At 61.5% G+C, this 23,499-nt stretch carries 18 protein-coding genes; 7 read left to right on the top strand and 11 right to left on the bottom strand.

What is annotated here, in order from left to right:
- Window positions 1–72: 72 nt before the first annotated feature.
- The 6 genes from BJ917_RS09925 to ltnD form a co-directional block, all read right to left on the bottom strand.
- Complete coding sequence (locus BJ917_RS09925) at window positions 73–2,112, bottom strand: FAD-dependent oxidoreductase (protein WP_096510062.1); 2,040 nt, start codon at window positions 2,110–2,112, stop codon at window positions 73–75.
- Window positions 2,113–2,368: 256 nt separating this feature from the next.
- Window positions 2,369–3,151: a 2-oxo-tetronate isomerase gene (gene otnI, locus BJ917_RS09920; RefSeq protein WP_121103233.1), complete on the bottom strand. Its 783-nt coding sequence runs from the start codon at window positions 3,149–3,151 to the stop codon at window positions 2,369–2,371.
- Between the two features lie 21 nt (window positions 3,152–3,172).
- Window positions 3,173–4,633, bottom strand: a complete 1,461-nt coding sequence (locus tag BJ917_RS09915; protein WP_121103232.1) for an SLC13 family permease — start codon at window positions 4,631–4,633, stop codon at window positions 3,173–3,175.
- A gap of 189 nt (window positions 4,634–4,822) precedes the next feature.
- On the bottom strand, window positions 4,823–5,461 hold the full coding sequence (locus BJ917_RS09910) for an aldolase (RefSeq protein WP_096510059.1): 639 nt from the start codon (window positions 5,459–5,461) through the stop codon (window positions 4,823–4,825).
- Window positions 5,458–6,750 (bottom strand): 3-oxo-tetronate kinase, encoded by a 1,293-nt coding sequence (otnK, locus tag BJ917_RS09905; RefSeq protein ID WP_121103231.1) that lies wholly within the window; start codon window positions 6,748–6,750, stop codon window positions 5,458–5,460. The genes BJ917_RS09910 and otnK overlap by 4 nt, the downstream gene beginning before the upstream one ends.
- A 27-nt stretch (window positions 6,751–6,777) precedes the next feature.
- On the bottom strand, window positions 6,778–7,683 hold the full coding sequence (ltnD, locus tag BJ917_RS09900; protein ID WP_096510057.1) for an L-threonate dehydrogenase: 906 nt from the start codon (window positions 7,681–7,683) through the stop codon (window positions 6,778–6,780).
- A gap of 119 nt (window positions 7,684–7,802) precedes the next feature.
- Here ltnD and BJ917_RS32000 point away from each other — a divergent pair, with 119 nt between their 5' ends.
- From BJ917_RS32000 to BJ917_RS09865, 7 genes are all read left to right on the top strand, one after another.
- Window positions 7,803–8,006: a hypothetical protein gene (locus tag BJ917_RS32000; protein ID WP_177435576.1), complete on the top strand. Its 204-nt coding sequence runs from the start codon at window positions 7,803–7,805 to the stop codon at window positions 8,004–8,006.
- Window positions 8,007–8,245: 239 nt separating this feature from the next.
- Window positions 8,246–9,067 carry a DeoR/GlpR family DNA-binding transcription regulator gene (locus BJ917_RS09890; RefSeq protein WP_096510056.1) on the top strand — a complete coding sequence of 274 codons (822 nt, stop codon included), beginning with the start codon at window positions 8,246–8,248 and terminating at the stop codon, window positions 9,065–9,067.
- A 244-nt stretch (window positions 9,068–9,311) separates the two neighbouring features.
- Complete coding sequence (locus BJ917_RS09885) at window positions 9,312–12,209, top strand: AAA family ATPase (protein ID WP_121103230.1); 2,898 nt, start codon at window positions 9,312–9,314, stop codon at window positions 12,207–12,209.
- A gap of 113 nt (window positions 12,210–12,322) precedes the next feature.
- Window positions 12,323–12,538 (top strand): hypothetical protein, encoded by a 216-nt coding sequence (locus BJ917_RS09880; protein WP_121103229.1) that lies wholly within the window; start codon window positions 12,323–12,325, stop codon window positions 12,536–12,538.
- A 173-nt stretch (window positions 12,539–12,711) separates the two neighbouring features.
- On the top strand, window positions 12,712–14,175 hold the full coding sequence (locus BJ917_RS09875; RefSeq protein WP_256658536.1) for a TolC family protein: 1,464 nt from the start codon (window positions 12,712–12,714) through the stop codon (window positions 14,173–14,175).
- Window positions 14,176–14,205: 30 nt separating this feature from the next.
- Window positions 14,206–15,303: an efflux RND transporter periplasmic adaptor subunit gene (locus BJ917_RS09870; protein ID WP_096510052.1), complete on the top strand. Its 1,098-nt coding sequence runs from the start codon at window positions 14,206–14,208 to the stop codon at window positions 15,301–15,303.
- The gene (locus BJ917_RS09865) at window positions 15,300–18,410 is read left to right on the top strand and encodes an efflux RND transporter permease subunit (RefSeq protein WP_121103227.1); all 3,111 of its coding nucleotides are present in this window, start codon (window positions 15,300–15,302) and stop codon (window positions 18,408–18,410) included. Before BJ917_RS09870 ends, BJ917_RS09865 begins: the two co-directional genes overlap by 4 nt.
- Before the next feature lies 1 nt (window position 18,411).
- Here the strand turns inward: BJ917_RS09865 and BJ917_RS09860 are convergent, their stop codons facing one another.
- The 5 genes from BJ917_RS09860 to BJ917_RS09840 form a co-directional block, all read right to left on the bottom strand.
- Window positions 18,412–19,896, bottom strand: coding sequence for an amidohydrolase family protein (locus BJ917_RS09860; RefSeq protein WP_121103226.1), 1,485 nt, complete (start codon window positions 19,894–19,896; stop codon window positions 18,412–18,414).
- Between the two features lie 28 nt (window positions 19,897–19,924).
- The gene (locus tag BJ917_RS09855; RefSeq protein WP_121103225.1) at window positions 19,925–21,118 is read right to left on the bottom strand and encodes an amidohydrolase family protein; all 1,194 of its coding nucleotides are present in this window, start codon (window positions 21,116–21,118) and stop codon (window positions 19,925–19,927) included.
- Between the two features lie 75 nt (window positions 21,119–21,193).
- Window positions 21,194–21,961: an ABC transporter ATP-binding protein gene (locus BJ917_RS09850; RefSeq protein ID WP_121103224.1), complete on the bottom strand. Its 768-nt coding sequence runs from the start codon at window positions 21,959–21,961 to the stop codon at window positions 21,194–21,196.
- Between the two features lie 24 nt (window positions 21,962–21,985).
- Entirely contained in the window at window positions 21,986–22,699 is a 714-nt protein-coding gene (locus BJ917_RS09845) for an ABC transporter permease (RefSeq protein WP_096510047.1), read from the bottom strand.
- A complete protein-coding gene (locus BJ917_RS09840) occupies window positions 22,696–23,385 on the bottom strand; it encodes an ABC transporter permease (protein ID WP_121103223.1) in 690 nt (229 codons plus the stop codon). The genes BJ917_RS09845 and BJ917_RS09840 overlap by 4 nt, the downstream gene beginning before the upstream one ends.
- Window positions 23,386–23,499 lie beyond the last annotated feature (114 nt).

The raw sequence follows: 23,499 nt of genomic DNA, 5'->3' as shown, positions 1-23,499 counted from the left end.
CTTGGTCGCGCCGAAGATCGAATGTGGGAGCGAGCCTGCTCGCGAAAGCCATTGGCACTTTTAGCCTGCGTATTACAACCCGGCCGCCAACCGCGAACCCTGATTGATCGCCCGCTTGGCATCCAGCTCCGCCGCGACATCCGCGCCGCCGATCAGATGCACGTTCTGCCCCGCCGCCACCAGACCTTCCTGCAACTCGCGCAGCGGGTCCTGCCCGGCGCAGATCACGATGTTGTCCACAGGCAGTACTTGCGGCTCGCCGGTTTCGCCGATGCGGATGTGCAGGCCATCGTCATCGATCTTCAGGTATTCGACGCTGTTGAGCATCTGCACCTGCTTGTTCTTCAGACCGGTGCGGTGAATCCAGCCGGTGGTCTTGCCCAGGCCGTCGCCGACCTTGGATTTCTTGCGTTGCAGCAGGAACACTTCGCGGGCCGGTGCATGGGGCGCGGCCTTGATCCCGGCGACACCGCCACGCGCCTCCAGGTGCGTATCGATGCCCCACTCTTTCCAGAATTCCTCACGATTCAGGCTGGTGGCCTGCCCCTGGTGAACGAGGAATTCCGAGACGTCAAAACCGATACCGCCGGCGCCGATCACTGCGACCCGCTTGCCGACCGGTTTGCGCTCAAGCAGCACGTCCAGGTAGCTCAATACCTTGGCATGCTCCACGCCGGGAATCGCCGGCAGCCGTGGCGCAATGCCGGTGGCCAGGATGATTTCGTCGTAACCGCCCTCGACCAGTCCGGCCACATCCACGCGGGTGTTCAGGCACACCTCGACGTTGGTGGTTTGCAGTTTGCGGCCGAAATAACGCAGGGTTTCATAGAACTCTTCCTTGCCCGGCACGCGCTTGGCAACGTTGAACTGGCCGCCGATTTCGCTGGCCGAATCAAACAGCGTGACCTGATGACCACGCTCGGCCGCCACGGTCGCGGCAGACAAACCGGCAGGGCCGGCACCGACCACGGCGATCTTCTTGAGCTGCTGCACCGGCAGGTAATTGAGTTCGGTTTCGTGGCAGGCTCGCGGGTTCACCAGGCAACTGGTCAACTTGCCGCCGAAGGTGTGATCCAGGCACGCCTGGTTGCAACCGATGCAGGTGTTGATTTCATCGGCGCGACCTTCAGCGGCCTTGTTGACGAAGTCCGGGTCGGCAAGGAACGGCCGCGCCATCGAAACCATATCGGCATCGCCTTCGGCGAGGATCTGCTCGGCGACTTCCGGGGTGTTGATGCGGTTAGTGGTGATCAACGGAATGTTCACCGAACCGCGCAACTTGGCCGTGACCTTGCTGAACGCCGCACGCGGGACTTTGGTGGCAATAGTCGGGATCCGCGCTTCGTGCCAGCCGATACCGGTGTTGATGATCGTCGCACCGGCCTGCTCGATGGCCTTGGCCAACTGCACGATTTCTTCCCAGGTGCTGCCGCCTTCCACCAGGTCGAGCATCGACAGGCGGAAAATGATGATGAAGTTCGGGCCGACCGCTTCACGCACCCGACGCACGATTTCCACCGGCAGGCGCATGCGGTTTTCGTAGCTGCCGCCCCAACGGTCGGTGCGGTGGTTGGTGTGAGCGGCCAGGAACTGGTTAATGAAGTAGCCTTCGGACCCCATGATTTCGACGCCGTCGTACTCGGCCTGTTGCGCCAGGGTCGAGCAGGTGACGAAATCGCTGATCTGTTTCTCGATGCCTTCTTCGTCCAGCTCTTTAGGCTTGAACGGGTTGATCGGTGCCTGGATGGCGCTTGGCGCGACCTGTTTCGGGCTGTAGGCATAACGGCCGGCGTGAAGGATCTGCATGCAAATCTTGCCGCCCGCCTCATGCACCGCGCGAGTCACGATCTGATGCTTGAGCGCTTCTTCCTCGGTGGTCAGCTTGGCGGCACCGGAGTACACACCGCCCTCGTCGTTCGGACCGATACCGCCGGTCACCATCAGGCCGACACCGCCACGGGCACGCTCGGCGAAGTACGCCGCCATGCGCTCGAAGCCACCCGGCTTCTCCTCAAGACCGGTGTGCATCGAGCCCATCAGGGTACGGTTGCGCAAGGTGGTAAAACCCAGGTCCAGCGGGGCCAACAGGTGCGGGTAATGAGCGGCGGTCATCGGTAACTCCACAACGAGCGATCACGGAAAAAGGCGGGCGCTCTTTGGCGCCCCTCAGTCATGGGTTACAGACTATTGGCACTCCAAAGACCTCTCAATGACCGTAAGTGACAAACTAATGATCCAAATGTGCAGAGACGCCGATGCCTTTAACCGTTTGAGCCGGCACAGCATGGACGCCGTGGGTGAAATGGCTCATGTCGTGATGTCGGACCATTGCTGGAGAAACGCGTCAATGGATTGGTTTTTCTCGCGTTTAACGGGATTTCCAGTCGCGTAACCACTGCAAGCCGGCCGAGGTATTGCCACGCGGCCGGTATTCACACCCTACCCAGCCGTCATAGCCCAACTGATCGATCAGCTCGAACAGATAAGGATAATTGACCTCTCCCAGGTCCGGCTCATGTCGGTCCGGCACGCCGGCGATCTGGATGTGGCCGATGCCGTCGAAGTCCCTGCGGAGTTTGGTGGCCAGGTCGCCCTCGACGATTTGGCAGTGGTAGCAGTCGAACTGGACCTTCAGGTTACTGGCTCCCACTTCCTTGCAGATGGCTTGAGCCTGATCCTGCCGATTGAGGAAAAAGCCCGGCATGTCACGCGTATTGATGGGCTCGAGCAGTACGGTGACGCCTGCCTTGGCTGCTTGGGCGGTGGCATAGGCGAGGTTTTCCAGGTAAATGCCGTGATGCCGTGCCCGGTCAATCTCGGAGGGCAGCAGGCCGGCCATGACATGGATGCGAGAATTGCCCAACACGCTGGCGTATTCCAGGGCGCGATCAAATCCACTTCGAAATTCAGTCTCCCGGCCGGGCAACGACACCGTGCCGCGTTCGCCCGCCGCCCAATCACCGGGCGGTGCATTGAAGAGTGCCTGCACCAGGCCGTTGTCGCTCAAGCGCTGCTTGAGCTCTTCGGCGCTGTAGTCGTAGGGAAACAGATACTCCACCGCTTCGAAACCATCGGCAGCCGCGGCGGCGAAGCGATCCAGAAACGCATGTTCCGGGTAGAGCATGCTGAGGTTGGCAGCAAAACGAGGCATGGTAGCTCCTGAGATAGCGGGTTAGACAAAGGGCCAGATCAGCAGGGTAATACAGAAACCCAAGGTGCCGAGCAAGGTGGTCAGCACCGTCCAGGTACGCAGGCCGTCCGCCACGTTCAACCCGGACAGCTTGGTGAAAATCCAGTAACCGGCATCATTGATATGGGACATGGCCAACCCGCCACCGCCCATGGCCAGGCACAGCAAGGCCATGTGGTTCGGGGTGAGATTGAGGGTCGCAATCAGCGGGCTGATGATGCCCGCAGTGGTCACCAGCGCCACCGTGGTCGAGCCCTGCACCGCGCGCAACAGCAGCGTCAGCAGAAAGCCCAGCGCCAGCACCGGCAGACCGGTGGTGCGCAACATGTCGGAAACCACCGCACCGATACCGGTATCCACCAGTACCTTGCCAAACACCCCGCCGGCACCGGCAATCAGGATCACCATGGCCACGCCGGGCAAAGCCGAACCGATCACATCGGAAACCTGACTGCGGCTCCAGCCCCGGCGCGTACCCAGCAGCCAGGCACACAGCAAGGTGTCGAGCAGCAACGCCACCAGCGGGGCACCGAGCACAGTCATGATGCCTCGCAGAAGCGAATCGGCTGGCAGCAACGAGGTCGACAGAGTCCCCAGCAAAATCAGAATGATGGGTAGCAGGATCAGGCTGACGATCAGGCCAAACCCCGGTGCGGGTGCCGGCGGCAACTTGGCAACGATGCTGCTGGTGGACTCCTCCAGGCCCATATGTGATGCAGCCACGGCTGCTTGCGCAGTGTTCGTGTGGTTGCCATTGGACCAGGCGGCCAGATCTTCGTTGGTGACATGCGGGCCATAGACCTCGGCACGAACATCGTCGGTCATCGGGTACACCCGACGGGTCATGTGTCCGGCCACGCGGTAGCCGACATAGCAGAGGAACGCGGTGATCGGCAGACCGAACATCAGCACCCGGCCCAGATCCGCGCCCAACTGACTGGCAGCGGCCACTGCGCCGGGATGTGGCGGCAGAAAGGCGTGTACGGTCAACATCGCCGCGCACATCGGCAACGCGAACACCAACAGCGGCCTGCGCGCACTGCGCGCAACACCATAGGCCAGCGGCATGAGGATGATCACGCCCACCTCGAAGAATACCGGCACCCCGACCATGAAGCCGGCCATCGTCAACGCCAGCGGCGTACGTCGATTGCCGAAACGGGTAATCAGCGTCCTGGCCAGCGCCTCGGCACCGCCGGAGAGCTCGATGATCCGTCCGATCATCGCGCCCAGGGCAATGATGATCGCAATATGACCCAGGGTCTTACCCATGCCGCCTTCGATGGTGGCGACCAGATCGGCCGGCTTCACCCCGGCCACCAGCGCCACCAGAATGCTCACCAGCATCAAGGCCACGAAGGGCTGAAACTTGTACTTGAGCACCAGGAACAACAGCAGAGCGATTCCGAGCCCCGCGGTAATCAGCAGGATTAGCGGGCTCATTGCACACACCCTCCACACCGGGTGAGCGAAACGTTTCCGCCAGTGGATCTGAACATGCCGCCATGAAGATGAGTCATGCCTGGTTATCCTCTTGTTATTGTATTTTTTGGCAAGCCGAGTCCGTCGAGAGTCGCTGCGCGTCTCCCGGTCAGGGCCTCCGTTATCCGTCGGTCGTGTTAAGCCAACGCCTTACCAGTGCGCACCAAAAGCCGCTCGCAGCTCTTCCAGCGCCGCCTGGTCGAGCGGTTCAGGCTTGGGATTGCTCATCAGCCAGAGCCGCGCGGTTTCCTCGAGTTCTTCCAGGGCGTAGCTGGCCCTGGACACCGAACTCTCCCAGACCACCGGGCCCAGCCGTTCGAGCATCACGCCACGAACGCTGTTGGCCAGTTGAGCGACCTGTTCGGCAACCTTCGGGGAACCGGGTCGCTGGTAGCCGATCAACGGGATGTGGCCGACTTTCATGACCTGATACGGCGTCAGCGGTGGCAGGATGTCATCCGCCTGCCAGACACCGGCCAGCGTCAAGGCCACCAAGTGGGTGGAGTGGGTATGCACCACGCCGCCGACACTTGGGTTGCGATCGTAGACCTGGCGATGCAGCGCCAGGGTTTTTGAAGGTTTGTCACCGGACACCCATTCACCCGCCAAATTGACCTTGGCGATGGTTGCCGGATCGAGGCGTCCGAGGCAGACGTCAGTCGGGGTGATCAACCAGCCGTCGTCCAGGCGTGCGCTGATGTTGCCGGCGCTGCCGACGGTGTAACCGCGCTGATAAAGGCTAAGGCCTGTCTCGCAGATTTCTTCGCGCAAGGCGTTTTCGTTACTCACTGCACACCCCCGGCGAGTTGATTCAAGGCTTTGCTGAAGAAATCCCGGCCACCGAAATTGCCCGATTTGAGTGCCAGCGCCAGAGGTTCGTCAGTACTGCTGACGGTCGCGGGGACACCCGGATCGATCTGTGCGCCGATCTGCAGCAGCTGTACGCCCAGTGCCTGCACCACAGCGCCCGAGGTTTCTCCGCCGGCGATCACAAAACGGCGCACGCCGCTCTGGCGCAGACCTCGTGCAATTTCGCCAAAGGCGTTTTCCACCAGGCTTCCGGCTTGATCCACCCCCAGTTGCTGTTGCACCGACTTGACCGTTTCCGGTGAGCTGGTGGCGTAGATCAATACGGTTTGTTCGTTATCACGAGCGAAGGCCAGGGCTTGCGCGACCACCGGTTCACCCGCCGCCAGGGCCAACGGATCAATGCGCAAGGCCGGCCGGCCGGCTTCGAGCCAGGCCGCCACTTGTCCATTGGTGGCGATCGAAGCACTACCGGCCAACACCACTTCCGCGCCGAACACCGCCGGGAGTTTCGAGGCATCGAGGTCGCGCAGCTTGCCGGCGCGACGGAAGTTTTCCGGCAGGCCCAAGGCCAGCCCCGAACCACCTGTCAGTAAAGGCAGATCGGCGCAGGCGGTACCGAGGGTATATAGATCGCTGTCCGACAGGGCATCAGCGATTGCCATGCCGACACCTTGAGCTTTCAACTCTGTGATTCGTGCCCGCACCTGCTCAGCGCCGCAGGCAATGGTGTCGTAGCGCAACAGACCGACATTCAGGCGGGTCTGCGATTGCAGCACCCGAACCAGATTGGCATCGGTCATTGGCGTCAGCGGGTGGTGCTGCATGCCCGATTCGCTGAGCAGTTGATCCTGCACAAACAAGTGACCGCGAAAGATCGTCCGGCCATTTTCCGGGAACGCCGGGCACGCCAGGGTAAAGTCGCTATCCAGTGCGGCCAGCAGCGCTTCACTGACCTGGCCGATATTGCCGGCCGCGGTGGAGTCGAACGTCGAGCAATATTTGAAAAAGATCTGCTCGCAACCTTGCTCGCGCAACCAGGCCAGCGCCGCGAGGGACTGCTCGACCGCTTCGGCGACCGGCGTGGTACGCGACTTCAGGGCAATGACGATCGCATCGGCATCAAGCCCGGCGGCAATTTCCGCGCTCGGGATACCGATGCTTTGCACGGTGCGCATACCGCCGCGCACCAGCATGTTGGCCAGATCCGTGGCACCGGTGAAATCGTCGGCGATGCAACCCAGCAGCGGGCGGGCGGTGGATTTTGTCATGGGGTGTTCCTCAAACGGGTTCAGGCTTCAAACGGACTGGGGCTTGGCAGTCGGCAATTCGATGCCCGGAAAAATCTTGATCACTGCCGAATCATCCTCACGGCCGAACCCGGCACTGGACGCCTGCATGAACATTTGGTGAGCGGTCGCCGACAGCGGCAGCGGGAATTTGCTGGCCCGGGCGGTATCCAGCACCAGGCCCAGGTCCTTGACGAAAATATCCACGGCGGACAACGGTGTGTAGTCAGCCTTGAGAATGTGCGGCACGCGGTTTTCGAACATCCAGGAATTACCGGCGCTGTGGGTGATCACCTCATACAGCGCATCGGCATCGACCCCTTCACGCAGGCCCAGCGCCATGGCTTCGGCAGAGGCGGCAATATGTACGCCGGCAAGGAGCTGGTTGATGATTTTGACCTTCGAGCCCAGGCCATGGACGTCACCCAGGCGATAAACCTTGCCGGCCATGCCAGCCAGGATCGACTCGGCCCTGGCATAGGCGTCGGCCGGCCCCGAGGTCATCATGGTCATCTCGCCAGCGGCCGCCTTGGCGGCCCCCCCGGAAATCGGTGCATCCAGATACAGCAGCCCCAGCGCGGCCAGGCGCTGGCCCAAGTCCACGGCATAGGTCGGGGCTACGGTAGCGCAACCGATCACCAGACTGCCCGGCCGCAGTGAAGCCACGGCACCACCGTCACCGAACAATACGGTTTCGGTCTGCTCGGCATTGACCACCACGGTAATGATCACGTCACACTCAGCGGCCATGTGCGACGGCGAAGGACAAGCCACCCCGCCCTCCCCCGCGAACTGTTCTGTGACGGCAGTGCGCACATCACAGGCATGCACATTGAAACCGCTGCGCAACAACGATCGGGCAATACCCAGACCCATCGCGCCCAGACCGACAACACCGACATTCTTGTTATTCATTGGGAAGACTCCTGAGAAAAACAGCGGCTTATTCAACGCCAGCAAGGCGCAGACGGCAGGCCGCATTGTAGATATGTGCGCGGGCGGCATGCCCGGCGGCGAGCGGATCGCCCAGCCGAATGGCCGCGACGATCGCCTTCTGCGTAATCAATTCGCAGCGGGCGGATATTGGCGTTGGCCGTGACGAAGATGCTGTGCCCTTGTCGGGGTGGCAGCACGCCTTCGGCTTCAATCTTGTCCAGCAACTGCTGAGCGACACTGTCGCTGAGCACGTGAGTCGGGACCTTATCGAACATCTTGGCCACCCTGTTTTTGTCTTGTAATCAGGTCGTCATACAGGTTGGGTAGATAATCCCCCAATGAGCAGATTATGTGAAGTATTTTTTTGAAATAACATTTTTTAACACCGAGTCTGAGCCTTTACCATGGAAGGGTCATCCAAAGGGAACCCCACTCCTTGCCTCATGAGAACAAACATTCGCCACAGCTCGTCCCTTCACCGTAGATTCGCTACTATGTTTTCCCGCTTTCCTTTCATGCGGATTTTTACTTTGGAGCCCGGATGCCTAGTCAAAAGGACATCGCCGACGAACGCGGCGCACCGATGATTCCAGAACAGCGCCGTGAGTTGATGCTGCGCCAGTTGCGCAAGCATCAGGTGCTGAGCGTTCATCAATTGATAGAGATGTTCGACTGCTCGCACATGACCATACGCCGTGATATAGCGCTGCTGGAGCAGGAAGGCCGTGCTTACTCGGTAACCGGTGGCGTGCGAATCGCGAGCCAGCTCCATAGCGAGCCCAGCCATCAGTCCAAGGCGGTGGTCGAGCTGCCACAGAAGCAGGCAATGGCCAGGATGGCTTCGCGGCTGCTGCATGCGGACATGACGATTTATCTGGATGCGGGAACGAGCACGCTGGAGATCGTCCCGTATATCAAGGCGCTGACGGGCGTGACCGTGGTGACCAACGACTTCGGGATCGTGCAGGCATTGATCGATGCACCCCATGTCACAGTCATTCACACCGGCGGGCAGTTGGATCATTCCAATCAATCATGCGTGGGCGGTCTGGCGGTTGCCACCTTGCGCCAGGTTGTCACCGATATCGCGTTCATCTCGACCAGCTCCTGGGATTTGCGTCGTGGCCTCACCACACCTTCGGCGCTGAAAGTGGAGGTCAAGCAAGCCGCGATGCAATCGGCGTCGCAAGTGGTGCTGATCGCCAGCAGTTCGAAGTACGGTACTTTCAGTATGTACAAGATCGCTGGGCTGGAGCAGTTCGACATCATCCTCAGCGACGACGCGCTGACCCCTGCCGCCGCCGATGGCATTCGCAAGCAGGGTGTTGAGCTGTTGCTACCGTCTGACAGCCCTCCGGCTTGAACAACAGGCCTGGATCCGACAGTACCCCGAGCCCTCTCCTCCGTTGTGCTTGGCACGCCATGGCGTGAAGTTGTGGGTGTAGCGGTTTCCGACCGACGACGCTTGGCTTCCAAGTGGATCAGGCGTGTCATGGAAGCAACGGCCCAGGGCCGAAACGCGTAACTGCGAGGGTCCGGGTCAAGGTCGAAAATGACCGGTCCGTGCGAATTTTCAGCAACATGTTTTAAGTTTTCAGGAATCAACCGTGGCGCGTCCGCAGTCCCATCCGACCCCCGTCCTGCTTGACTTCGGCGAGTTCGAGCTCGACGAGGCCAACGCTTGTTTGTTGCGCGATGGGCAAGCGGTGGCGTTGGCGCCGACCCCTTTCCTGTTGTTATGCGTACTCGCTCGCCAGACACGGACGTTGGTATCCAAAGATGCGTTGCTGGATGCCGTGTGGGGGCATCGGTTTGTCAGCGACTCAGTCCTGAAGACGGCCATCAGCGATCTGCGCAAAGTGTTGGGCGATGACCCCAGGCACCCTCGTTTTATCGAGACAGTGTCGCGGCGCGGCTATCGCTTCATCGCCGCGTCGCCCCTTGCTGCTTCGGTACCGCCTGCATCCACGGCAGTTCCGCCGACCGACACACCTCGGTTGCCGTCATTCATCGGTCGCATTGCCGAAGTCGCCAGGCTGCAACGGGCATGGGAGCGGGCCGGTGGCGGCCAGCGGGCCGTGGTCTGGCTGGCTGGAGAACCGGGGATCGGCAAGACCACGCTGATCGAACATTTCCTCGCCGGCCTTGGCGGCATCGCTTGCGCACGCGGCCATTGCATGGAGCACTTCGGCACCGGCGAACCGTACCTGCCGGTGCTGGAGGCGTTGGCCGATCTGTGCCGCAGCGACCCTACCCTGCCGGCGTTATTGCGCGAAGTGGCACCCACCTGGCTGCTGCAATTGCCGTGGCTAAGTAGTACGCAGGAGCGAGACGCATTGCGGCGCGAGCTGGCCGGTGTCGGTCCGGAACGCATGCTGAGGGAATTCGGCGAACTGTTGGACCGCTATACAGCGTTGCGCCCGCTATTGCTGGTGACCGAAGACCTGCACTGGAGCGACCGGGCGACGGTCCAGCTGATTAACTACATGGCCCGACGCCGTGGCCCCGCACGCCTCATGTGGCTGTCAAGCTTCCGCCTTGCCGAGGTGGTGGCGCTCGACCATCCGCTCAGCTCATTGCGCCACGAACTGCGACTGCAACGCTTGTGCGAGGAAGTGGTGCTCGACCCGTTTTCCGAAACCGAGGTCGCCGACTATGTAGCGTTGCGTTCAGCCTCACTCGCATGCGATGAAGCCTTCGTGCGCGCCCTGCACGAACGGACCGACGGCGTGCCGTTGTTCGTTTCCTCGATCATCACTGAAGTGATGGATGCGAAAGAGGACGAAACCACCATCGAAGCTCGGCTGGCCGATCTGGCGGTTCCCGACAACCTTGCGGCCATTATCGATCACTACATTGCCAAGCTGGCTCCCGAGCAACGAACACTTCTCTGCGCGGCGGCGGTGTGCGGGTCCGATTTCCGGACTGAGACGGTTTCGCTGGCCCTCGAGCGTAGTCTCTCTTCGGTGATCGACGCCTGTGAGGAATTGATGCGTGAGCAGGTATGGCTCACACAATCTCGGGCACCCGATGTTGATGAAGCGGTAGAGCTGCCTTACTCGTTCCGCCACGCTCTTTTTCGCCAGGTGTTGTACGACCGCACGCCGCGTTCGTTGCGCATCGATCTCCATGGCCAGGTTGGCACTGCCCTCGAACGCGAGCGCTCGGTCGGAGTGCCGGTTGCTGCCTCGGAACTGGCGATGCACTTCGACCGTGCCCGGCTGCCGATGATCGCGCTGCGTTATTACGCCGAGGCCGCAGAAGCCGCGCTGCTGCACTTCAGCCCGGACTTGTGCATCGGCCTCACTGAGCGCGCCCTGGTCCTGCTTATGCAGGCCCCCGAAGGGACGGAGCGCGATACGCTCGAAATGACTTTGGCTACGTTGCAGGGGGTTTCAGCCTTCCACATGTTCGGTGTCGGCAGCAAAGCCAAGGGCGCTTTCGAACGGGCGTACACGTTGCTCACGGATGTACCCGAGCACCCCATGCGCGGGCGCCTCCTGCATGGATTCGGCTATCTGCTCGGTCTGCGCGGCGACTATTCGCAGGCCTTGGAAGTGGCAGAACGTGCAGAAGCGCTCTCCCTGAACGCAAACGATCAATCGCTCATGCTGGCAGCGTGCATCGTTCAGGGCGAGGTGCATCACCTCCAGGGCCGCACGAAAATGACACGCAGCTGGTTGGAGCGCGCCCTCGCGATCGCCGAGGCTCTGGATATCGGGACAAACGAGATCTTTGCGACTGATCCCCAAGCCATGCTGCACGGAATGCTGGCCATCGAGCTGGTGCGATCTGGCCTGATTGAGCAAGGACGGATCCATATGCAGCGGGCACAAACCCGCGCTCATACGCTTCGACAACCTATGACAGGGCTAGTCGCAACCTGGCAGGAGGTGTTGATCGAAGTGCGACTGGGAAACCCTGTGCGGGTGGCAGCGCTGGCTGACAACATGCAGAAGCTCGTCGACGAATATTCGCTCGCACTCGGTCGTACGGCTTGTCGCTGGTGGCGCGGGTGGGCCGACGCGCGCAACGGGGCGCCGCGAGAGGGCTACCGGCACATCCGTGAGGCTTACGAGGAACACACGGGACTCGGGATGCGCTCCGGTGCCAGCGAAGTACTCGGCTACGCCGCCGAGGCGCTGCTCCTGGCGGGTGATTACGACGCAGCACAAGTCCAATTGCAGGAAGCTTTCCGGATAGGTGAGGAACTGGGCGAACGTGTCTACCTGCCGCAGCTTTTGCTGCTGGAGGCCGCGCTCGCGCGAGCTCAGGGTTGGTCGGACGCCAGCAACTCGGCGGTGCGGCGTGCGATTGAGGAGGCGCGCGCCCAGGAAGCATCATGGCTGGAGCTGCTCGCGCTGGTTGCATTGTGTGAGTACCACGATGCCACGCCAGAGGATCACCAGGCATTGGTAATGCTGATTGATCAACTGCCCGAAACGCACGGAACCGAACAGGTAAAGCGTGCGCGCTCGCTGCTCGAGGCTGTCAAGCGGGCTTGAAGTGACGGTTGTGAGAGCAAAGGTGATCCGACCGAAGTCTGACCTTTTGCTTACGACTCGACCCAGGGGGACGGCTTACGCTGGCATCGAACTTTCTTGATCCCAGGTCTGCAATGAGCCTTAACCCTGAATCCAAATACCCGAGCCGCCGCACCTACGTTCTCAAGCTGCGCAGTGATGCCGAACCGGGCGCCCTGGTGGGTCGTTTGGAGAACCTGGTCACCGGACGTCAGCGCGAGTTCTCGTCGGGCAAAGAGTTGCTGGAGTCGATTAGTACGGATCTGGTGACAGCCGTCAGCGAGCAGGCGGTAGACGTCGATGGTGAATGATCCTTTCCCGCATCGACAGACAAAGCGCATCGCGACCGAACGCTGACGGTTCGCTGACGACTTTGCCTACACAGTCCCCCTACGCTGACGCCACCTCGAACTAGACGAGTCCATTTCTGATGCCGCGACTTTCCACCCCCCATCCGCTGCCTTGCCATGCCGGTGGGACAACCTTGCAACGTACCAAGTGCCCGACCGCGGTTGCCATGGCGGCTGCCTTGGCCACATCGATCGCCTTCGCCCTTTCTGGCTGCTCCACACCGGTCCTCAAACCCTCGGTCGACGTGCCGAGCAACTTCGCCGCGAGTACGGCGTCCGAGATGGAGCCCGAGGCGGCCTGGTGGGAGGTCTACCATGACCCATTGCTGACGGATCTGGTGCGCCGAGCCGCGCGGGAAAATCGCGACGTCAAGATTGCCGCCGAGCGACTGCGTGCCGCGCGGGCCGGAGAAACGGTCAGCCAGTCCTGGCTGCTTCCGAGCGTCGGTGCGTCGGTCTCTGGCAGTGACCACAACACCGGTTTCAATTCGGCCGTCAAACAGGGGTATCCGGATATCAAGACCGCCAGTGCGGGCTTGGACGTCTCGTGGGAACTCGACCTGAGTGGCCGCCTGCGAGCCGGTGCAGCGGCGGCGGATGCCGATGCGCTGGCCGCGGAACACAGCATGCGCGGTGTGCGCCTGCTGGTGATGAGCGATGTCGTCAGCAACTACTTCTCACTGGTCGGTGCACAGCGCCAGGTCGCAACACTGCGCGCTATCTCGGCGATGCAGGACGAGACGCTGCGTCTGGTCACCGCGCGTCAACAGGTGGGGCTGGCCTCCGCATTCGACGTCGAACGCGCACAAACCGACGCCTTGTCCGCGCGGGCGCAGATTCCGCCGTTGGAAACTCAAGTGGCGGTTGCGCGCCACCGTATCGCGGTACTGATTGCCGACCAGTCTTTCAACAGCACCAACATTCAGCCCTCGAGCAGCGACATGACGGATGTGCCTGAGGCCAAGCCCGGGCAGCCAGCCGAATTGCTGCAACGCCGACCTGACGTGCTGGCGTTGATGGCCCAGCTCGATGCCGCCAATGCGCGTCGCCAGCAAGCGAAAGCTGAGTGGTTCCCGCAACTCTTTCTCGGTGCGTCCTTCGGCCGCCAGGGCCTGAACCTGAATGGTGCCGATCTCGGCGCTGCGCGCTTTACCAACGTCGCGGGCCTGCTGGCAATGCCGCTGTTCAATGCCGGACGCACGCAAGCCATCAACGAAGCGGCCGAAAGCGCTCAACAAGAGGCAGTACTACGCGCCGAAGACGGCATCGTGCGAGCGCTCGAGGATGTGGAAAACGCCCTTGTCACCCTTGCGCAGGAACGCCGCCGCTCGGGGTCGCTGCAATTGGCCGCTGCCTCAGCGGAGTCGGCGCAAAGTCGCGCCCAGTCGCTCTATAACCGCGGGCAGATTGACCTGTTGCCTTTGCTGGATTCGCAGCGCGCGCGCCTGGCGGCACGCCTGAATTCCAACGAAAGCAACACCCGCCTGCTACTCGATAGCGTGCAGCTCTACAAAGCACTGGGCGGGGGCTGGCAGGTGTTCGAACAACCCTCCAACCCAACCGCATCCGTCAAAGCCGACCGGCCACCACTTTCCTAAGTATCTGTTGTTTTCCAAAGAGGAACCGTCTTGAAGAATTCCCTTACTGCGGCCGGCACCCTGGCCGTCGTCGCTATGCTGTGCGCGTGCAGCCCGGATCAGCCGTCCGTGCCGGCCCCCAGAGCGGTACGTACTGTTGAAATCAACTACGACAACGCCCGCGACGTCAGCCGCTATGTGGGCACCGTGCAGTCGCGCCATGAAGTCGACCAATCCTTCCGTGTGGGTGGCAAGGTTGCCCAACGCAAGGTCGACGTGGGTCAGGTGGTGCACGAAGGCGACATACTGGCTGTGCTGGATGACAACGACTACCGCCTCGCGGAAGAAGCGTCGCAACAGCAGTGGTCCGCTGCCGTGGAGCAGACGCGCCAGGCAGAATCCGATCGCCAGCGCCTGACGGCCCTGAAGGCGGATGGCTCAGTCAGCGCGGCTGACGATGAGCGTGCACATACCAATGCCCAGACCACGCGTGCGACCGCCGAGGCTGAAGCGCGAAAGCTTGAGCTCGCCCGCAACCGTCTGAAGTACACCGTACTGCGCGCCTCCCGTAGCGGCGTGGTCACGGCGGTACGCATCGAAGCGGGACAAGTCGTGGCGGAAGGCCAACCGGTTATTACGATTGCCAATCCGGACGAATCCGAGGTCGTCATCGATGTCCCCGAAGACCAGTTGTCGGTCTTCAAGGAGGCACATTTCAAAGGTGCGCTGGCCAGTGCGCCAAACGAAAGCTTCGATGCCACCTTGCGCGAATTGTCGCCACAGGCTGCGACGCAAACGCGCACCTACCGCGCTCGACTTAAACCAGCCAAGGCCCTGCCACTGGGTGCCACTGCCACGGTTACGGCCGAGCGCGTGATGACCAGTGTCGCAGTGGCAACGGTTCCGGCGACGGCACTCACGCAAAGTGGCGGTCAGCCAGCGCTTTGGACCGTCTCGCCGGAAGGTGTGGTCGATCTGGAGCGGGTGGCCGTCTGGGGCTATCGCAATGACGAGGTGCTCGTCACTGGGCCGCGGGCTGGCACATTGGTCGTTACGGCCGGTGTACAGAAGATGACCTCAGGATTAAAGGTCGCCCTCCCCAACGCCGCAATCAATGAAACAGACACCACGCAGCAGGCCGCCCGATGAGCAACTTCAATCTCACCGACTGGGCATTGCGCCACCGCGCCATTGTCCTGTTCATGCTGCTCATCGTTGCAGTGGCCGGTGCCTTCAGCTTCACCCGGCTTGGCCAACTGGAAGACCCGAACTTTTCCGTGCCGTCCATGACCGCTATGGTCATCTGGCCGGGCGCCACTGCCCAACAGTTGCAGGACCAGGTCCTCAACCGCATGGAGAAAAAATTCGAGCAGATCGACAACTTCGAGAAGGTGGTTACTTACGCGCGGCAAGGCTATGCCGGCATGACGCTCACCGTGCGCGGCGGCACCTCCAAGGCTGACCAGCGCGAGGCTTGGTACCAGGCGCGCAAGAAACTCAACGATCTGAGTCTGGAGATGCCTGACGGCGTGATCGGCCCGATCCTGAACGACGAGTACGGCGACGTGTATGGCCTGATGTATGCGGTCAAGGGCGACGGCATCGGCCACGCTGAGTTGTCGGACGCGGCCGAAGACATCAAGCGCCAGATGCTGAAGGTGCCGATGGTCAAGAAGATCGATCTCATCGGCAAGCAGGCCAAGCGTGTCTACGTCGAGTTCTCGCACGAGCGCCTGGCAGCGCTGGGCATTACACCGCTGGCCATCGCCGAAAGCCTCAAGAGCCAGAACGCCATGCTGCCCGCAGGCCAGATCGACACCCATGGCGACCGCGTCATGGTGCGCGTGAGTGGCCAGTTCGCCAGCGAAGAGGCCATCCGCAACGTGCCCATTTCCGCGGGCGGCCGGCTGATCAAGCTCGGCGACGTCGCGACCGTTACCCGTGGCTTCGAGGACCCGCCGACCTACACGGTACGTCACAACGGCCAGCCTGTACTGATGCTCGGCATCACGATGACCAGCGACGGCAACATCGTGGACCTTGGCAAGGCGATGGACACGGCAGTCGCCAAGATCCAGTCGGAACTTGCGCACGGTGTGGAACTGGAGCTGGTGGCCGATCAGCCCACCACGGTGAGGGATGCAATCCTGGACTTTGGGCGCGCGCTGGTCGAAGCGCTGGTCATTGTGATTGCGGTCAGTCTGGCCAGCCTGGGCTGGCGCGCAGGCCTGGTGGTCGCGGCCACGGTGCCGCTGGTGCTGGGTGGCGTGGCGCTGGTGATGCTGGCGATGGGCTGGAACCTCGAACGTATCTCGCTCGGCTCCCTGATTATTGCGTTGGGACTGCTGGTGGATGACGCCATCATCGCTATCGAGATGATGGTGGCGAAGATGGAAACCGGCATGGACCGCGTGAAGGCGGCCGCCTTCTCCTATCAGTCCACCGCCATGCCACGGCTGACCGGCGCGCTGATCACGGTCGTAGGCTTCCTGCCGATCGGCCTGTCGAAGTCCACCACCGGCGAGTACGCGGGGGGCATTTTCTGGATCGTCGGTGCCGCGGTGCTGTTCTCGTGGATCTGTTCTGGCATCTTCACACCGTACCTGGCGGTCAAGATGCTGCCCAACGACTTGGGCAAGCACCAGCACGCTGATCCGCACGATACGAAGTTCTACCGCAGCCTGCGCCGCCTGATCGATGCCGCCATTGAGCGCCGCTGGGTGGTCATCGGTGCGACGGTGGGCGCGCTGGTGCTTGCTCTGGCCTGTATCAAGCTGGTGCCGCAGCAATTCTTCCCCAACAGTTCGCGTCCTGAACTGGTCATTGACCTGCGTGTCAAGGAAGGCTCCTCGTTCGCCGCGACGACTGAGCAGGTCAAGCACATGGAGGAGGTCCTGGCGAAGGACGAGGACGTGCGTTTCTATACCGCCTACACCGGCGCCGGCGCACCGCGCTTTTATCTCTCGCTCAACCCCGAGCTGCCTAATCCGGGTTTTGCCCAGTTCGTTGTGATGACCAAAGATCTGGATGCGCGCGAGCGAGTACGTGCGCGGCTGGTGGACTTGGCTAACCAACAATTCCCACAAGCGTGGATACGCGTGACCCGACTCGAGTTGGGGCCACCCGTCGGCTACCCGGTGCAGTTCCGCGTGGTAGGCCCCGATACCCAGGTAGTGCGCAAGATCGCCCGAGACGTGGAGAAGGTAGTGGCGTCCAACCAAAAGGTGCGCGACCTCCAACTCGACTGGAACGACCCGGTGCGTACGCTGAAGGTGGAGCTTGATCAGGACAAGGCGAGTGCGCTCGGCCTCACGCCGGCCGATGTGTCGTTGGCGACCCAGACCGTGATGAATGGCGCAACCCTGTCGCAGTTGCGTGAGCGCGAGGACCTGATCGACATCGTGGCCCGTGCCGTGCCAGAGGAACGCTTGAACCTCGACACACTGAAAAACATCAACCTTTACACACGCCAAGGCACGGTGGTGCCCCTGTCGCAAGTCGCCCAGGTGCGCGCTGAACTGGAAGAGCCGGTACTGTGGCGCCGCAACCGCGACATGGCGATCACGGTGCGTGCCGACGTGAAGGATGGTGAACAGGGTGTATCGGTGACGCAGGAAATCCTGCCATTGCTCAAGGACATCGAAGCCAAGCTGCCGACCGGATACCGCATCGATGTAGGCGGAGCGGTTGAGGAAAGCGACAAGGCAAACAAGGCGCTAGTCGCGGTAGCCCCGTTGATGCTGGTCACCATCCTGCTGTTGCTCATGCTGCAATTGCAGAACTTTTCCCGCATGTGGATGGTGATGCTCACCGCGCCGCTGGGCCTGATTGGCGTAGTGCCGGCGCTACTGGTGTTCCAGTCGCCGCTGGGCTTCGTCGCGATCCTGGGCATCATCGCGCTGGGTGGCATGATCATGCGCAACGCGGTGATCCTGATCGATCAAATACAAATCGAGATCGCCGAGGGGCGCGACCCGTGGAATGCTGTACTGGATGCCGCCATCCACCGAGCACGCCCGGTGATGCTGACGGCACTGGCCACCGTGCTCGCCATGATCCCACTCACACGTAGTGTGTTCTGGGGACCGATGGCGATCGCGATCATGGGTGGTCTCACCGTGGCGACACTGCTGACGATTTTCTTCGTCCCGGCATTGTACGCCGCATGGTTCAAGGTCCGTCGCGGCAAGTCGACTGACACCGGGCAGGTGATAGCAGACTCGTCGCTTTGTACAAGCCCCGCTGCCCCAAGGTGACTCAACCTGCCGCGTGATAGCGGGCCGCCCTCCAGAGGTTTTTCGATTCGGCTGTCAGATGGCGCAAGCCACTGCGGTCGAGCATGCGTTCCGATTCCTCTTGCACGGCGGCCAGCACAGCCGCCTCGTCGACGGCGCGTACGACATAGGCTTCCATCAGGATCCTGCCGTCGACGATGGTGGTACACACGTCCGCACCATTGGCGAAGCACGTGACACGGTGGACCGGCATGTTCATCGGCATCAGGTGCGGCTTGAACAGGTCGATCAAAATGATGTCGGCTTTCTTGCCGACTTCCAGCGAGCCGATCTCATGCTCCATCGACAACGCCCTGGCCGCGTCGATCGTGACCATTTCCAGCACCTTGCCCTGGGGCAGGATGTCCGGGTCGCGAAAATGGCGGCGGTGGTAGTGCATGCACTGAAACATGTGGCGGAACATGTCGTAACCACGGTCCGGGGCGGCGCCGTCGGAACCGATGGCAACGGTGACATTGGCCTCGATCAGTTCCGGCACCGGGCAGCGCCCCAGGATCGACATGATGGCGCTCGGGTTGTGCACGATTTTCGTCTGTGTCTCGCGGCACAGGGCGATGTCTTCCTCGGTCAGGTCAATGCAGTGCGACATGAAGGAGGTCGGGCCGAGCAAACCCAGTTCGCGGTGGGCCAGCGCCAGCGTACCGGCGCGGTGGCCATCCTGGGTGAACGTCAGGCCATAACGGTGGGCCAGCGCCCGGTAATCCTGTGCCTGCTGGCGAAACAGAGGGGCCAGTTCCCGGTGATCGGGCTCGTATTGTGGCGCGTACACCGGCAAGGTGATGGCTATGCGCACCCGCCCGTCCCCCATGCCGTCGCAGGTCCTGGCGACTTCTTCGCAGACTTCGAACATGGTCTGGAAACTGACGTCTCGCCGAGTGGGCGGTTCGGTCGACCAGTCCAGGTAGGTGCGCGGCGCCGGCGGCCGTGACGGCCCGACGGCGACTACCGAGCGTGTACCGATTTCGGCGATGGCCCGGGCGTGGTGCTGCGCGTAGACCGGATCGTCGACCCGCATGATCGAATCGCCTCCGCCCAGTAGCGAGACGCCGGTGGTGGTGCCGCATTTCAGTCGCTCCAGCGCCGACAACCTGGCGTCGACCTCCCAGAACTCCACGCCGGAGGCCGAGGTATAGATGGTCTGGCACGCCTCCATCCAGGCATTGCCCTCTGCGCCGCCGATGGTTTTGAGCATGGCGTGTCCAGCATGGGCGTGGCTGTCGATCAAGCCCGGAAGCACTGCCTTGTTACGGGCATCGATGACTTTTTCAGCCGTAAAGCGAGCCCGCAGCTCATCCGTGCGCCCCACCGCGACGATGCGATTGCCGAGCACGGCCACTGCGCCGTCCTCGATGACGCGCCGTTGATCGTCCACGGTGATGACCACGCCGTGTTCGATCAGCAGGTCGACTTTATTGAGGGGGGCGTTGACGTCGTAGTGATGTGTCATACAAGGCATCCGGTGAAAGTGTTTGGGATCACAGACGGCTGTGCAGCAGGCTGCCATTTTTCGCCACGACGACGCCGCGGCTGATCACCGTGCGCGCCAGCGGACGAGACACAACGGCTTCACTCAGCGTCTCTGCCGGCAGCAACAACAGGTTGGCGGTTTGCCCGGTTGCCAGGCCGTGATCACTGCGCCCAAGTGCCCGCGCCCCATTGCCGGAAGCAGCGTCGAACGCTGCACAGATCTCCAGGTCCGTCCGCATGCCGCAACGCAAGGCGAGCAACATCGCGCGTTCGAGCATGTCGCCATTGCCCATGGGGGTCCAGGCATCGCGAATGCCATCCGAACCGAGGCACACGTTGACCCCGGCCGAGCGCAGCTCGTTGAAGGGCGGGATGGCAATATCCGAAGGCGCCGTGGTCATGAGGGAAATCCGATTGGCCGCCAGGCGTTCAGCCAACGGCTGCACCTGGGCCCAGTCTTTCATGCCCAGGCAAAAGGCATGGCTGATCATGACTCGCCCCTGACGCTGATAGCGCTCGGTGAAGTCCACGATGCGCCCGATCTGCCAGAGCCCCAGCTCGCCACCGTCATGCAGGTGGATATCGATACCGCGATCAAACTGGCTCGCCAGTTCGAACAGGATCGTCAGGTGCGCGATGGGATCGTTGTCGATGCCGCAGGGGTCCAGCCCCCCGACGACCTCGACGCCCTGCGCCAGGGCTTCGCGCATCAACTCTTCAACGCCGGGGCGGTTGACCAGGCCCACCTGTGGGAAGGTGACGAACTCGATCTCCACCAGGTCGGCATAGCGTTCGCGCAGCGCCAACATGGCTTGCACATGCTCGATGCCCAACTCGGGATCGGCGTCGACATGACAGCGAAACAGCAGCGAGCCGCGCGCGATGCATTGTTCCAACAAAGCACCTGCACGCTCGGCAATGGGTGACTTGAGCTCACGCAGGATTTGCCGTTCGTTGGCTATACGCGCTTTGAGGTTTGGGCCTGCGCTATGCGGGCGCCAAGGCTGACCCCACAGGGTCTTGTCCAGGTGGATATGGCTTTCTACCAGTGACGGAACGAGTAATTGACCCTGCCCGTCAAAGTCAGCGCTGGCAACCGGATGGCCGCTGGCTGGCCGACGATCGCCGATGCGACCCTCAATAATCTGTATGTCTTCGACTTCGCCGCCATAGGGGCGGACGTTACGCAACCAGAACGTCATTTGAACCTCATCACTGATTGAGCGTGCCCCGCCGCCAGGTGGCCGAAGGGGGCACTCTTTACGGGACCCAAAGGGCTATTTCAAGTTGCCGGCCAGGAACTGCTTGAGTCGCTCACTTTTGGTGTGCTTGAACAGTTGCTCCGGGTTGCCTTCTTCCTCGATTTTGCCCTGGTGCAGGAAGATCACGTGGTTGGACACCTCGCGGGCAAAGGCCATCTCGTGCGTCACCACCACCATGGTCCGCCCTTCTTCGGCCAGGGCCTGCATCACCTTGAGCACCTCGCCGACCAGCTCCGGGTCAAGCGCCGAGGTCGGCTCGTCGAACAGCATCACTTCCGGTTCCATCGCCAGGGCCCGGGCGATCGCCACACGCTGTTGCTGGCCACCGGACAGGTGCGACGGGTACTTGGCCTCCATGCTGGCCGGCAGACCGACCTTGGCCAGGTACTTGCGCGCGCGGGCCACCGCTTCATCGCGACTGAGGCCAAGGGCGTGCATCGGCGCCTCGATCACGTTTTCCAGCACCGACATGTGCGCCCACAGGTTGAAGTGCTGGAACACCATCGACAGCTTGGTGCGCATACCTTGCAACTGCTTCTGGCTGGCCACGCGCAGCCCGCCGTTCCTGTCCTTCTCAGTACGGATTTCCTCGGCGTTCACCGTGATGCGCCCGGCGCACGGCTGTTCGAGGAAGTTGATGCAGCGCAAGAAGGTACTCTTGCCTGACCCCGAGGAGCCGATGATGCTGATCACATCGCCGGCCTTGGCCTTGATCGACACGCCCTTGAGCACTTCGTGGTTGCCATATTTCTTGTACAGATCGTCTACGGTCAGTTTGTACATGGTGTTGCCCTGCGTATGCGGCCTTCAGGCGGCCTGGGGTTTCAGGAAGGCCAGCCAGCGGGTTTCACCGCGACGAAATAGCCAGACAAGCGACAGCGCAATCACCGCGTACAACAGTGCGGCGATGAAGAAAGCCTCGAACGACGCATAGGTGGCCGAGTTGACGTCGCGGGCGACCTTCAGGATGTCGGGCACCGTGGCGGTAAACGCCACCGAGGTCGAATGCAGCATCATGATCACCTCATTGCTGTAGTACGGCAGTGCGCGACGCAGTGCCGAGGGCAGGATGATGCGGCGGTACAGGGTGAACCGGGACATGCCGAAAGCCCTCGCCGCCTCGACCTCGCCGTAGGGCACCGACCTGATCGCGCCGGCGAAGACTTCCGTGGTGTAGGCGCAGGTGTTGAGCGCGAACGCCAGCACCGTGCAGTTGAAGCCTTCGCGAAAGAACATGTCGAGAAATGCGTGCTCGCGCACCACGCTCAGGCTGTAGACACCGGTGTAGATGATCAACAGTTGTATATAAAGCGGCGTGCCTCGAAACACATAGGTGTAAAACCAGACGGGAAGCCGGATAAAGCGGTTTTTCGACACGCGAGCCACGGCCAGCGGCACCGACAGCACGAAGCCGATGGCGATCGACAGCACCAGCAGCCACAAGGTGATTGCCAGGCCGGAAAAGTTGGCGCCGTCCGACCACAAATACGCTTGCCAATATTCCTGGATAATAGCGATCACAGTTCAGCCTCCCGGATGCCGACGGAGTAATGATGTTTAAGCCATGCCAGGATGCCGTTTGAAACCGTGGTAATGGCGAGATAGATCAGGGCACCGATCACGGTGAAGTAAAACAGCTGCATGGAGCTCTTTCCGGCATCCTGGGTGGCCCTGACGATATCGGACAGGCCGATGATGGATACCAGAGCCGTCGCCTTGATCATGACCTGCCAGTTGTTGGCGATACCGGGCAAGGCAAAACGCATCATTTGCGGGAATAAAATGCGGTAGAACCCCTGCCATGGGCTGAGGCCATAGGCCATGGCCGCCTCCAGCTGACCGCGCGGGACGGCCTGGAAAGCACCGCGGAAGGTCTCGGTAAAATAAGCGCCGTAGATGAACGCGAGCGTCGCGACACCCGCGAGGAAGGGATCGATATCGATTTGGTCCATTCCAAGCCCTTCGGTGACCTGGTTGAGCAGGATTTGAATGCTGTAGAACAGCAACAGCATGGTCACCAGGTCCGGAACACTGCGTATCATCGTGGTATAGAGGGTGGCGATATTGCGCAACCACCGATGACCCGACAACTTGGAACTGGCGCCTGCCAATCCGATCATTACCGAAGCCAGCAGCGATAATATGGCCAGTTTGAGTGTCATCCAGGTGCCACTTGCGATCAGCGGCCCATAGTCTGCCAAGGACATTACATTCTCCTTGAACCCGATAATTCAGCCGATGCCGACTATCTTGTTCAATCGTGCTTTTATTGTTTTTGAATGCCGCAAAAGTCTGGATTCATCAGAGATTCAAGTCCGCGA

Origin of the sequence: Pseudomonas sp. WPR_5_2 (genome assembly GCF_003634475.1) — a bacterium.
Lineage (GTDB): Bacteria > Pseudomonadota > Gammaproteobacteria > Pseudomonadales > Pseudomonadaceae > Aquipseudomonas > Aquipseudomonas izuensis.
This window is presented reverse-complemented; position numbering and strand designations above follow the sequence as displayed.